The 12,481-nt window shown below is 40.2% G+C and carries 13 protein-coding genes; 12 read left to right on the top strand and 1 reads right to left on the bottom strand.

Annotated features, from left to right (window positions below):
• Window positions 1-49: 49 nt before the first annotated feature.
• From RCG19_RS00965 to RCG19_RS00910, 12 genes are all read left to right on the top strand, one after another.
• The gene (locus tag RCG19_RS00965) at window positions 50-898 is read left to right on the top strand and encodes a DegV family protein (protein ID WP_308109338.1); all 849 of its coding nucleotides are present in this window, start codon (window positions 50-52) and stop codon (window positions 896-898) included.
• A 92-nt stretch (window positions 899-990) separates the two neighbouring features.
• The gene (locus RCG19_RS00960; RefSeq protein ID WP_308109337.1) at window positions 991-1,641 is read left to right on the top strand and encodes an HD domain-containing protein; all 651 of its coding nucleotides are present in this window, start codon (window positions 991-993) and stop codon (window positions 1,639-1,641) included.
• Complete coding sequence (locus tag RCG19_RS00955) at window positions 1,638-3,521, top strand: ABC-F family ATP-binding cassette domain-containing protein (protein WP_308109335.1); 1,884 nt, start codon at window positions 1,638-1,640, stop codon at window positions 3,519-3,521. The genes RCG19_RS00960 and RCG19_RS00955 overlap by 4 nt, the downstream gene beginning before the upstream one ends.
• Before the next feature lie 84 nt (window positions 3,522-3,605).
• A complete protein-coding gene (locus tag RCG19_RS00950; protein WP_308109334.1) occupies window positions 3,606-4,739 on the top strand; it encodes a conserved virulence factor C family protein in 1,134 nt (377 codons plus the stop codon).
• A 56-nt stretch (window positions 4,740-4,795) separates the two neighbouring features.
• A complete protein-coding gene (locus RCG19_RS00945) occupies window positions 4,796-5,233 on the top strand; it encodes a BrxA/BrxB family bacilliredoxin (protein ID WP_166239803.1) in 438 nt (145 codons plus the stop codon).
• A gap of 177 nt (window positions 5,234-5,410) precedes the next feature.
• Window positions 5,411-6,004: a YpjP family protein gene (locus RCG19_RS00940; RefSeq protein WP_166239804.1), complete on the top strand. Its 594-nt coding sequence runs from the start codon at window positions 5,411-5,413 to the stop codon at window positions 6,002-6,004.
• A gap of 105 nt (window positions 6,005-6,109) precedes the next feature.
• Window positions 6,110-6,691, top strand: coding sequence for a TerD family protein (locus RCG19_RS00935; RefSeq protein ID WP_166239805.1), 582 nt, complete (start codon window positions 6,110-6,112; stop codon window positions 6,689-6,691).
• Between the two features lie 61 nt (window positions 6,692-6,752).
• Window positions 6,753-7,529 carry a TerC family protein gene (locus tag RCG19_RS00930; RefSeq protein WP_308109333.1) on the top strand — a complete coding sequence of 259 codons (777 nt, stop codon included), beginning with the start codon at window positions 6,753-6,755 and terminating at the stop codon, window positions 7,527-7,529.
• A 73-nt stretch (window positions 7,530-7,602) separates the two neighbouring features.
• Complete coding sequence (locus RCG19_RS00925) at window positions 7,603-8,790, top strand: HpcH/HpaI aldolase/citrate lyase family protein (RefSeq protein WP_308109332.1); 1,188 nt, start codon at window positions 7,603-7,605, stop codon at window positions 8,788-8,790.
• A complete protein-coding gene (locus RCG19_RS00920; RefSeq protein ID WP_308109331.1) occupies window positions 8,741-10,126 on the top strand; it encodes a phosphoribosyltransferase family protein in 1,386 nt (461 codons plus the stop codon). The genes RCG19_RS00925 and RCG19_RS00920 overlap by 50 nt, the downstream gene beginning before the upstream one ends.
• Window positions 10,098-11,219 (top strand): cysteine protease StiP family protein, encoded by a 1,122-nt coding sequence (locus tag RCG19_RS00915; RefSeq protein WP_308109330.1) that lies wholly within the window; start codon window positions 10,098-10,100, stop codon window positions 11,217-11,219. Before RCG19_RS00920 ends, RCG19_RS00915 begins: the two co-directional genes overlap by 29 nt.
• Window positions 11,216-12,058 (top strand): HAD family hydrolase, encoded by an 843-nt coding sequence (locus RCG19_RS00910; RefSeq protein WP_308109329.1) that lies wholly within the window; start codon window positions 11,216-11,218, stop codon window positions 12,056-12,058. Before RCG19_RS00915 ends, RCG19_RS00910 begins: the two co-directional genes overlap by 4 nt.
• On the opposite strand, the gene RCG19_RS00905 is transcribed toward RCG19_RS00910, so the two are convergent.
• Window positions 12,042-12,287: a hypothetical protein gene (locus RCG19_RS00905; RefSeq protein ID WP_308109328.1), complete on the bottom strand. Its 246-nt coding sequence runs from the start codon at window positions 12,285-12,287 to the stop codon at window positions 12,042-12,044. The two genes, RCG19_RS00910 and RCG19_RS00905, sit on opposite strands and share 17 nt — an antisense overlap.
• Window positions 12,288-12,481: the final 194 nt, after the last annotated feature.

Below are 12,481 nucleotides of genomic sequence, written 5' to 3'. Positions count from 1 at the left end.
TGATAGTGACTAGATATTGAGACCACATACTAAAGAGGGGGAGATGTCAGTGATTAAAACAGCCTGGGTTACCGATAGTACAGCATTTTTAGATGATGAACTTAAGAATCATCCTGATTTATATACGATTCCCTTAACGGTTTTGCTTGATGATGTGGAGTTTTCTGATGGGATTGACTTAACACCAAACCAGTTATTTGAGCGAATAAAACAATTAAAAAATCCACCTTTGACTTCACAGCCCTCTGTTGGCGCATTTCAAACATTATATGAAAGACTTGCGAAAGATTACGACCAAATTATCACTGTTCTCATTTCAGGGAAACTAAGCGGTACGGTATCTTCAAGTATGCAGGCAGCAAAGCTTGTCGACATTCCTGTCATAACTTTTGATTCGCAAATTCTTACCTATCCGATGTCGGCATTACTGAAAAAGGGAATGGAATTACTAGCCATGGGCCATGATGTTGAATGGATAATAGAAGAGCTGGAACAAATAAGGGATACGAATGAAACCTATGTTTTGGTTGGCAGTTTGGAGCAGCTCCACCGCGGCGGCAGGATGTCCGGGCTGCAATTTTTCCTTGGCAGTATGTTAAACGTGAAACCGATCATTTCAATTGTTGCGGGAGCATTAGAGGTAAAGGAAAAGGTTAGAGGGGAGAAAAAGGCCAAAGAAAAAATACTCGATTACTTCCGTATAGCCTATGAAAAATATCAGTTTAAAGAAGTGTATATCTTGTATGGGTTGCATGAAGAACATGCGAAGGATTGGCAAGGGGAACTGAAGGAACAATTCCCGCTAGTTCGAATCATCTGTTGCCCACTAGGAGCGGTAATCGGTGTGCACGCCGGTGAGAACACTCTTGGGATCAGCTGGTTTAATGGATTTAGCTAATACATGATAGTAGATTCCGCGGAATTCAATGATGATTCCGCGGATTTGCTATTTTATGATAAAATAGCAAGGATGAGAGCAGGTGTTTACAATTGAAAAATGAATTAATAGTAACTACAGAAAAATTTGTCCGAAGCGAATTAGGTGAGGATGCTACAGGTCATGATTGGTATCATGTCGACCGTGTCCGCAGAAATGCTCTACATATTTGTAAAAAAGAAATGACGGGAGACCCGTTTATTATTGAAATAGCAGCCCTTCTTCATGATATTCCGGATGAAAAATTAAACGAAAGTGTTGCAGCAGGGCGGGCGAAATTATCTTCGTATTTCCAGACAATTGCCCTCCCGGAAAAGGACAGGAACCATATTACAGAAATTATCGAATCGATTTCATATAAAGGCGGCAAAAGAACGGCGCTTCTATCGGTGGAAGCAAAAATTGTCCAGGATGCTGACCGACTAGATGCGATAGGGGCGATTGGCATTGCCAGGGCATTTGCCTATGGCGGTAAAAAAGGACAGCTGATCTATGATCCCTCCATCGCTGTCAGAGAAGAAATGACAGTAGAAGAATATCGCAAAGGAAAGTCAACCAGCATTCATCATTTCTATGAAAAACTGTTGAAATTAAAGGACCTAATGAACACAAATACTGCAAAAAAACTGGCAGTGAGCCGGCAACAGATGATGGCTGAATTTTTAGAACAATTTTATCAAGAATGGGATGGACAGGACTTATGAAAATGATCTCGGTGGAAAATGTGTCAAAAACATATGGGGAGAAACAGCTTTTTAATGAAATTTCATTTACGATTAGTGAAAAAGAGCGTGTAGGCTTAATTGGAATCAATGGGACTGGTAAATCTTCTTTATTAAAAATTATTGCCGGCCAGGATGCTCCGGACGAAGGAAAAATCATCACCGGTAAAGATTATTCGATTTCATTTTTAGATCAAAGACCAGAGTTAGATGAAGATAAGACTGTATTAGAACAAGTTTTTCATGGGGAAGCGCCCATATTAAAATTAATGCGTCATTACGAAAAGACATTACTAAATCTAAATGAGTCTCCTAACGATGTGAAGATCCAAGAGGAACTTTTTCAATTGCAAAAACAAATGGATGCATTAAATGCCTGGAATGCCAGTACGAATGCCAAGACTATTTTAATGAAATTAGGGATTGAGGATTTCTCCAAAAAAATTGGTGAGCTCTCAGGGGGGCAAAAAAAGCGGGTGGCACTTGCACAAGTATTAATAGCCGAGCCGGATTTACTCATCTTAGACGAACCGACGAACCATCTCGATTTTGATTCAGTCAAGTGGCTCGAAGACTTTTTAAGTAAATATAAAGGCTCCATTTTGCTTGTTACCCATGACCGCTACTTTTTAGACCGGGTAGCCAACCGTATGTTTGAATTGGACAGCGGCAATCTTTATAGTTACAAAGGAAACTATGCGGACTTTTTAGAAGCAAAGGCAATTCGTGAGGAAAATGAAGCGGCCACATTCGAAAAAAGAAAAAACCTTTTCCGCAAGGAGCTAGAGTGGATGCGGCGCGGTGCACAGGCTAGAAGCACGAAACAAAAGGCGCGAATCCAGCGCTTTGAAGAGTTGGATGACAAGATTGCAGGCGGAAAGTCATCCGGAGAAAAATTGGATATTTCATTAAATGGCAGCAGGCTCGGGAAACAGGTTTTTGAATTGAAAGATGCTTCTAAGCGCTATGAGGAAAAAGTCATTCTACATCATTTTGATTTACTAGTTAAGCCAGGGGACAGGATTGGGATTATTGGTAGGAATGGTGCCGGAAAGTCAACATTATTAAATATCCTTGCAAAGAAAATTCCGCTTGATGAAGGCGAATTCGTTATGGGACAAACCGTTAAAATTGCTTATTATACGCAGGAAAGCGAAGATATGGATGAGAATAAGCGAATGATAGAATATATTAAGGAAACCGCTGAGATTGTTGAAACCTCGGATGGTAAGACCATTTCCGCAGCGCAAATGCTTGAGCGTTTTCTTTTCCCTCCGTTTACACATGGGACACCCATTCGCAAACTTTCGGGAGGAGAAAAGCGACGTCTTTACTTGTTAAAACTGTTAATGTCTGCTCCAAATGTCCTCTTATTGGATGAACCGACCAATGACCTTGATACCCAAACATTGACGGTACTAGAGGACTATCTGGAAGAATTCCCGGGGGTAGTTATCACCGTTTCGCATGACCGTTATTTCCTTGATAAAGTGGCCGAACAGCTGTTGATCTTACGTGGAGAAGGTATAATCGATCCTTTTTATGGGAATTACAGCGAACACCTTGAAAAAGAAATAGCCATAGTAGCGCAAAAGCCTGTCACAAAACCCACTTCCTCTTACGAAGCTCCCGAAAAGGAAAAGAAGAAAAGGCTGAGCTTTAAAGAGCAAAAGGAATGGGAAGAGATTGACGATGTAATTGCAGTGACGGAGGCCAGCCTTGAAGCAGTATCGGAAGAACTAGGCAGGGTTGGCAGTGATTTTACAAAGGCGCAGGAATTAATGAAACAAGAAACAGCCTTGAATGAAAGGCTCGAACAATTAATCGAGCGTTGGTCATATCTTGCCGAGCTTGCTGATTAAAGACTTAGTAAAGCATATCAAATGAAGGTACCTTTACCAATGTGATAAACTTGTAAAAGAAAACATAAGAATAAGGTGATTATGGTGATAATTAAGGCAATAGAACCAACGCCAAGTCCGAATACCATGAAAATAAATTTAGATCAAGAGCTGCCAATGGGGAAAAGTCATAATTATAAGAAAGAAACAGCTGTGGATGCCCCTGCAATTATACAGTCTATTTTACAAATTGATGGAATTAAAGGGGTATACCATGTAGCAGATTTTCTGGCTGTGGAAAGGAATGCAAAATATGACTGGAAGGACCTATTGCCCCAGGTTCGTAAGGCATTTGGAGAAATAGTGGATGAAGCTGCTTCATCTAAAATGGTGGATGAACATTTTGGTGAGATAAAGGTAGAAATCCAAATGTTTAAGGAAATTCCCCTACAAGTGAAACTGACAGATAGCTCAACGGAACGCAGATTTGGCATGCCGGAATACTTTTTAAAGGCAAGGGAGCGTGCACAGCTTCCCGAAGACAACTATATTTTATTAAGAAAATGGCAAAATCAAGGTGTCCGCTATGGTGAGTTTGAACAAATTGGCCAAGAGGTTGTCGAGGAATTAATTGCAGCCTATCCAAGTGAACGTCTAGAGGCACTTGTAACAAAAGCCCAAACGAGCGATTCAGCTTCTGCTCCAAAACCGAAAAGAGTTCGTAAAAAAGTAACGAGCGCCGATCTCGAAAATCAAGACTGGCAGATTCGCTACCAGCTGCTCGAGCAAATGGAGGATCCTGAGCTTGAAGATTTACCTGCTCTTGAAAAAGCATTATCAGATGTGAAGCCATCCATTCGCAGACTGGCTACAGTCTATTTGGGTATGATCAAAGAACAGGAAGTATTGCCCCTGTTATATCGAGCATTGAAGGATAAAACCGTAACTGTGAGGAGAACCGCGGGCGATTGCTTATCCGATTTAGGTTTTCCGGAAGCAGCCCTCGAAATGACAAAGGCATTGCAGGATTCCAGCAAATTGGTACGCTGGCGGGCAGCAATGTTTTTATACGAGGTAGGAGATCAGGCGTCCTTACCAGCATTAAAAGCGGCGGAAAATGATCCTGAATTTGAAGTGAGCATGCAAATCAAAATGGCGATTGAAAGAATTGAAGGCGGCGAGGAAGCAAAGGGTTCTGTCTGGAAACAAATGACCGAAGTAAGAAAATTAGACAAGTAATTTTGTCATTACCCAATCGTATTGTATTCTAAAAAAGAGAAATGGAGTGATCTTACATGTCAAATGCCTATGAAGAATATATGAAACAAATGGTGCTGCCGATGCGTGAAGAGCTAACAAAGGCAGGATTTGAGGAGCTGGCAACAGCAGAAGAAGTAGAGAATTTTATGGATCAGACAAACGGAACAGCACTTGTAGTTGTGAATTCTGTTTGCGGTTGTGCCGCTGGATTGGCCCGCCCCGCTGCGACACAAGCAGTGTTAAACAGTGAGAAAAAGCCGGAACGTTTAGTAACTGTTTTCGCCGGCCAGGATAAAGAAGCGACTGCGAAAATGCGTGAGTATTTTGATGGAATTGAACCTTCATCGCCATCGATGGCACTAGTAAAGGATAAAAAGGTCGTCCATTTTATTCCCCGCCACGATATCGAGGGAATGCCAATGGAAGCAGTTATGCAAAATTTAATGAGAGCATTTGAAGCTCATTGCGAATGAGGATGTCATCTGACGTCCTTTTTTTTGAGATTTTTTTGCATAGAACCTTGTAGTAGTGAATGAAATATTTTGAAAATAGTTCAAACTGATTTTTCCATTTTTTCAAAAAAAGAAGTATAATATTTTGTAAGAAACATTAAATTTGTATCTTTCGCTAGAAAAAGGTGTGATGTTGTGATGAATAAGTGGCTTCGGAAACCACTGTTTGTATTGATTTCCATTTTAACCTTCGGCTTAGTTACACCAACACAATTAATGAACTCAGTAAACGCCGAGAATCTTCAGGATCGGGATGTCTTTGAGGCTCCAGCGGTGGAAAATAGTTTCACGCAAAAGAATCGATTTTTCGAAGAATCAGAGTTTAACAGAGAAGCGTTTATGGAAGAACTAATAAAGCAGGCTGAAATTCAATCCTATCAAAAGTTCGGTACACGTATTAAGCCTATGATTGAAAATGAATTTCGTGAAATAATTCTGCCAAATATCGAAGAGGCACTGGTTGAAACAGCATCTCAATTTCCGGAAGAAGATTTGAAAAATCTAACAATTACAGAGCAACCGAGTGCGGGACTCTCCGAGAAAATTTTTAATATTAAAAATAGCGAAGAAGGAAAAGATATTTTACGTTTCCATGTTAGAAGAGATAATCCGCCAAAAGAAGGATATTGGTTTAATTTTCATTACCATACCTACCATGATGATTTCCAAAGTCACCATGATCTGGGAACCATTTATTGGGCTAAAAATACACCGCCTAAATGGATGAGTTAGTTTTGTGTTCGTGAATGGGCGAGGAAATATTTAATTATAATAAAATGAAACCTTTTTAAGAGAAGCTCGTAAATAAACTATTACCAAAAATGGAGGAATGAAAAAATGGCAGTAAGTTTATCAAAAGGACAAAAAGTGGATTTAACAAAAACAAATCCAGGACTTACGAGTGTTGTGGTTGGACTTGGCTGGGACACGAATAAATATGATGGCGGAAACGATTTTGACTTAGATTCATCCGTATTCCTTTTAGGCGAAAGCGGAAAAGTTTCGAGCGAAGCGGATTTTATTTTTTACAATAATCCACAAGGAGCAGGCGGCGCTGTAGTACATACCGGAGACAATCGCACGGGAGCAGGTGACGGTGATGACGAACAAGTAAAAATTAATCTTACTGCGATTCCAGCAAACGTTCAGCGTATTGCTTTTACGATTACAATCCATGAGGCTGACACCAGAAATCAGAACTTTGGACAAGTCAGCAATGCATATGCTCGTATTTTTAACGATGCTACAGGTGAAGAGCTTATTCGTTATGACCTGGGAGAAGACTTCTCGATTGAAACAGCAATTGTTGTTGGTGAACTATATCGCCATAATGGTGAATGGAAATTTAGTGCAATCGGCAGCGGCTACCAAGGTGGATTAGCTGCATTAGCAACAGACTTTGGTTTATCGATTGCTTAATAAGTAGAAAAGGGAAGACCTGGCCAAAAGGGTCTTTTTAAAAAATGGAGGAATACACTTAATGTCGGTTTTACAACATATTATGGACACCTATGCCCAATTCTTTAACTGGGAAATGTGGGGCGAAGTGTTAACTAGTCCCGTTAGCTGGGGTCTGATTGGCACCTTAGTCATACTGGAAGGGCTGCTTTCTGCCGATAATGCGCTGGTCTTAGCGGTCATGGTTAAACATTTGCCATCAGAAAAGCGGAAGAAAGCCCTTTTCTACGGCCTGTTAGGCGCCTATATTTTCCGCTTTATTGCGATTGGGATTGGTGTTTTACTCATCAAACTTTGGTGGGTAAAAATATTGGGGGCAGGGTACCTCGCTTGGTTGTCCATCAAGTATTTCATAGATAAGAAAAAAGCAGCGGGGAATGATGAGGATGATGAAGCTCAGGGCATGAACCAAACCGGGGTGCTGATTCGCTTATTTGGAACCTTCTGGGGTACAGTGGCAGCTGTTGAATTAATGGATATTGCCTTCTCTGTTGATAGTGTTCTTGCAGCATTTGGTGTCAGTGAACAGGTTTGGGTATTATTAATTGGTGGTATGCTTGGTGTGTTGATGATGCGTGGGATTGCAGGTGTATTCTTAACATTGATAGACCGCGTGCCTGAGCTGGAGACAACAGCCTATATTTTAATCCTTATTATCGCTTTGAAAATGCTTCTTGCTGTAGTAGGAATTGATATGGGGCATGTGACATTCTTTATCATTCTATTAGTAACCTTCGCAGCTACTTTTGTTGTTCACTTTATGAATAAGAAAAAGGAAGGCAGTAAGGAAACCAATTAATCATGTTTAAAAATGAGGAGCTGACGAGAGTCCGTCTCCTCTATTTTTTACCTTTCGAAGAGGAGAAAAGGTTATGGAGTTTTTTACCTATTTTTACGAGGATGAAATTGAACAATTTTTTTATCAAAGACCTCAATTTTTCAATAAATATACCAATCGTGAGTTGTTGTCTTATGGTTTAGGGGCGACACTCTATATGCCTGCCACACGCCCAAATATTCATCAGGAAATCCTCTCAAAGAAACATGAAGGTCTAACCTCACTCGTGATAGACCTTGAAGATGCGGTTGGAGACAATGAAGTTGTTAAAGCTGAGGAACTCCTTATCAGGGAAATGTTACATTTAAAGCTTGAGTTAAATAAGGGATTTTTAACCTTTGTGGATTTGCCTCTTATGTTTATCCGCATTCGCAGTCTGGAACAGTTAAAACGAGTAACTGGGCGATTGGGTCAAGCGACAAACCTGTTGACGGGGGTCGTGCTGCCAAAGTTTAGTGCTGAAAATGGTAGAGAATTACTAGAAACGGTTCGTCGGATTCACACGGATGAGCATCCGTTTTATGCCATGCCGATTTTGGAAACAGCTAGTGTAATCCAGAAAGAAACGAGAATGGAAGAATTAATGAGGATCAAGCAACTTCTTGATCAATATAAGGAACATATTCTAAATGTACGGATTGGGGCAACAGATTTTTGCGGCTTGTATGGGATTCGACGGAGTGCCGATACCACCGTATATGAAATTGCTGTTTTAAGAGATTGCATTTCTGATATTATCAATGTCTTTCAACGTTATGATAGTCCATATGTCGTTTCGGGCCCTGTTTGGGAGTATTTCTCTACGAAAAATAGGATGTTAAAGCCACTACTCCGCCAAACTCCATTTCGCGAACGGTATGGTGCTGAGGGACTTAAATGGAGAGCCAAATTAATTGATGAAAATATGGATGGATTCATCCGTGAGATTCTTATGGATATTGCCAATGGATTAACGGGTAAAACGATTATCCATCCCTCGCATATCAAAATTGTTCAGGCACTTAATATCGTTTCTTATGAGGAATACATAGATGCCAGCAATATTGTCAAAGCAGCTACTGGGGAAATCGGGGTTATGAAGAGTATGTTTGCCAATAAAATGAACGAAATTAAACCTCATTATTATTGGGCAAAAAAAATATTATTAAAATCGCAGCTTTACGGGGTGTTACATGAAGACTATACAAACATTGACCTTATCAAAAAAGAAGTATACGTATAATATCCTTGATTCCATTGAAACGGAAATAGAGGTAATGGAAAATCCCTATGATCTTCCCATCGAAGAACTATTTACGATGGCAGCCAGGATTAATAAAAAGCGCTCGTTTTTGTTTGTCAGCAAAGTATTAGGCAAGCATTTACCGATTAATCCTACTAAAGGGCTGTTAACAGCTGCTCTTTTAGCCGCTAGATATGAAGAATCGGTGTTGGGATTAGCATGTATAGAAAAGGAAAGGTTGTTGTCCGCCTTTTTGGAGGGTGAATCTATTTCCGCCCATGCCTTCATACCGGCAGCAATTAATCCTGTTGTGATTGGTTTTGCTGAAACAGCGACAGCATTAGGTCACGCCTTTTTTGATTGTTTTCAAGCGGCCGAATATTTCCACACGACAAGGGAAGAACTCATGGATAAAATACCGGAAATAACCTTTGAAGAAGAGCATTCCCATGCGACATCGCACCGCTGTTATATTCCATTAGAAATGATTCAAAATGAGCGGGAAATTATCCTTGTCGATGATGAAATGACGACGGGAAAAACAGCGTTAAATATCATCCAATCTATTCACGCTAAATTTCCAAGGCGGGAATATACGGTAGTTAGTATTTTGGATTGGCGTTCACAAGAACATAATCAAAACTTCTCGAAGCTGGAAGAGAAGTTTGGAATAAAAATACATGTTGTCAGCCTGTTATCTGGTAATGTAATGGTGAAGCAACGAAAAGAAATAATGCAGAAGTTTGAAGATAACGAAACAAGCAATATTTTTTCGCCGTCAGTGGATATACTGTATCTTTCCGCCTTTTTTAGCGACAGCGGATTTTTGTCTGAAAATCTAGTAACGAAGGCCGCATTTATTGAAGAGACTGGACGGTTTGGCTTAACGAGTGTTGGAAATCCTTCTCTGCACAAAAGGGTTTCTGCTGCCGCTGAGTTCTTAAGGCAAAAAAGAACGGGAGAAAAAACCCTTTGTCTTGGCACTGGGGAGTTAATGTACTTGCCAATGAAAATAGCTTCGGAAATGGGCGATGGTGTTTATTTTCATTCAACCACACGGAGCCCAATCTACATTGAAAACAAAGAAGGCTACGGAGCACGATTTGGGGTGAACTTTCCCAACCCCGAGGATCAAGACGTTTCTCATTTTGTTTATAATATTCCACCGGGTTATTACGATGAATTATTTATCTTTTTTGAAAGAGAAGTAGAGTACAAGAATCTAATGGCAATGATAAATGTACTGGGGAAGGTAGCAATTAAATCGATTAAGATCGTCTTTTTTTCGAAAATCAGAGGTGAATACCATGCAAAAGGCAATGAACAAACCAGCTAAGATAGGAACCTATCTTGATGATGATGTACAATTTTTATTAAAGGATTTAAGTGATGTAAAGCTAGAGGATTCCGCTATGAACCGGGAATCGAAGATCCAATCGGGCGGACATTATAGCGAATCCTTGCCAATCGAGTACCAGCCGCCAAAGGGTTATGTGGATTTATTCTGGAAAACCCTTCACGAATACAAACAAAAAGTGGCCTTATGTGTGGGGATTGTCGCTGAACAAATTTATCAAGTGAAAGGCGATAACGCTATCCTTGTTTCACTTGCACGGGCCGGTACACCGGTCGGGATCCTAATCAAAAGATATATTAAACAGCGCTATGGTGTTTCCTTACCGCATTATAGTATTTCAATCATTCGTGATCGCGGTATAGACGAAAATGCGATTCGATATATTCGTAGTGAGCACCCTGATGGAAAGATTCAATTTGTTGATGGTTGGACAGGCAAAGGCGCAATTTCAATTGAATTAACAAAGGCCTGTAAGGGCTATCAACAAAAACACGGGATTCAGCTGGATGATACACTTGCTGTGATTGCGGACCCTGGTTACTGTACCACTCTTTTTGGGACAAGGGAAGACTTTTTAATCCCAAGTGCTTGTTTAAATTCAACTGTTTCAGGGCTCGTAAGCCGGACGGTTTTAAATGAACATTACATCGGCAAAGATGATTTTCATGGGGCAAAATATTACCGGGATTTACTTGCTGAGGATGTTTCGAATGAATTTATTGATGTAATTACTGGTCAGTTTCCAACGATTATGAATGAGGCAGCGGCAACTGTGTCTGAAAAACTCCAGGATGATATTGAAACAGGGTTCTTGGGGATGGCAGATGTGAAGAAAATTCAAGCGGAATTTGAAATTGACAGCACCCATTATATTAAGCCTGGTGTGGGCGAAACGACTAGAGTTCTTCTTCGCAGGGTTCCATGGAAGATATTAATGAGGGATCCCTCGAGTCCGTTTGTGAAGCATATCCTCATGTTAGCAGAAGAAAAAGGAGTTGAAGTCGTGCCATATCCTGATTTGAACTACTTATGCTGCGGCTTGATTAAATCGGTAAAGGGGATGCAAGAATGATTTTTGCATCCGATCTTGACCGAACTTTGATGTATTCTATGCGAGCAATTGAAGAACTTGGTGAACCAAAAAAATCTATCCTTAAACCTGTTGAACAAAAGGATGGCAAATGGGTTGGCTATATGACAGAATCCGCCTTCTCGGCATTAAAGAAGCTATCCTTTCATAGTTTATTTGTACCGGTGACTACAAGGACAACAGCGCAATTTAACCGATTTGTCATACTAGCAGAGGAGATACCGATTAAATATGCCATTACATCCAACGGTGCCACTATTCTCTATCAAGGGATGCCGATGGAGGAATGGTCGAATCATATTTATAGAAAGTTACACTCGGAGTCGGTTTCGCAATCTGAGTTACTTTCTATTTTGCACCGGGAAGGTTTCCATTTTGATGGGGAAATGAAGCAGGCAGAGAATCTATTTTTCTATTACATATTAAATTGCCTCCCAACTGCCTCCGACAAAGAAATGCTTCAAAGTTTAGCTCTCAGATATGGTTGGAGGATTTCCTTACAAGGGAGAAAGCTTTATTTCATACCGAAAGCGATTAGTAAAGGAAGCGCACTTGAATATATATGTAACCGTGAAGGGATGAAAACGATCGCAGGCGCGGGGGACTCCATCCTCGATTGGGACTTCCTAAAGAACTGCCAATATCGATTCATTCCAAACCACGGAGAACTTGTAAATGAGCTTGCCAATATGTCAATATTGTCAAAGGTGACAGGCACCAATAACCAAATTATTACAGAAAACCATGGGGTACTTGCAGGGGAAGAGATTATCCAAGGGTTTCTTAAACTATTGCCACAAGAAACTAACTTTTGTTCATGATGCGACTAAATAGAAAATAGTAGAGGCTTGTGAATAGGCTATAGGCAGCAATGAAAAATAGAATGGACAGGGCAAATGAATTGATTGCAGGGGAAAGAAGCAATGTGAAGATGAGGCTAAACACAAATAAATCTAGATAGACAAATAGGTCGGAAACCATTACTTCCATAAGAGTATCCAATTCTTCCTGAACGTGTTCTATCCTCGGCCGCTTATATAAAAATCTCATTCGGGTCACCTACTTTAGTATCGTACTCATAAGTATGTAGGGACAAGAAGAAACGTGAAAAATGGTGTCCAGACTAAAATGTTGAAACATTTTTTCATGACTTTCGTATAAACAAATGAACCAATTAATTAACTGTGTTATGATGATAATGAAACCTTACATAATTTTCTAATAGAAAAGCGGTAGCGCCTTGA

The sequence above is a fragment of the Neobacillus sp. OS1-2 genome (genome assembly GCF_030915505.1).
Lineage (GTDB): Bacteria > Bacillota > Bacilli > Bacillales > Cytobacillaceae > Neobacillus.
This window is presented reverse-complemented; position numbering and strand designations above follow the sequence as displayed.

Bases quoted from the DNA above. Each gene is read 5' to 3' on its own strand.
- RCG19_RS00955 (WP_308109335.1), top strand. From the start codon at position 1,638: ATGAAAATGATCTCGGTGGAAAATGTGTCAAAAACATATGGGGAGAAA.
- RCG19_RS00945 (WP_166239803.1), top strand. From the start codon at position 4,796: ATGTCAAATGCCTATGAAGAATATATGAAACAAATGGTGCTGCCGATG.
- RCG19_RS00940 (WP_166239804.1), top strand. From the start codon at position 5,411: ATGAATAAGTGGCTTCGGAAACCACTGTTTGTATTGATTTCCATTTTA.
- RCG19_RS00935 (WP_166239805.1), top strand. From the start codon at position 6,110: ATGGCAGTAAGTTTATCAAAAGGACAAAAAGTGGATTTAACAAAAACA.
- RCG19_RS00930 (WP_308109333.1), top strand. From the start codon at position 6,753: ATGTCGGTTTTACAACATATTATGGACACCTATGCCCAATTCTTTAAC.
- RCG19_RS00925 (WP_308109332.1), top strand. From the start codon at position 7,603: ATGGAGTTTTTTACCTATTTTTACGAGGATGAAATTGAACAATTTTTT.
- RCG19_RS00920 (WP_308109331.1), top strand. From the start codon at position 8,741: ATGAAGACTATACAAACATTGACCTTATCAAAAAAGAAGTATACGTAT.
- RCG19_RS00915 (WP_308109330.1), top strand. From the start codon at position 10,098: ATGCAAAAGGCAATGAACAAACCAGCTAAGATAGGAACCTATCTTGAT.
- RCG19_RS00910 (WP_308109329.1), top strand. From the start codon at position 11,216: ATGATTTTTGCATCCGATCTTGACCGAACTTTGATGTATTCTATGCGA.
- RCG19_RS00905 (WP_308109328.1), bottom strand. From the start codon at position 12,287: ATGAGATTTTTATATAAGCGGCCGAGGATAGAACACGTTCAGGAAGAA.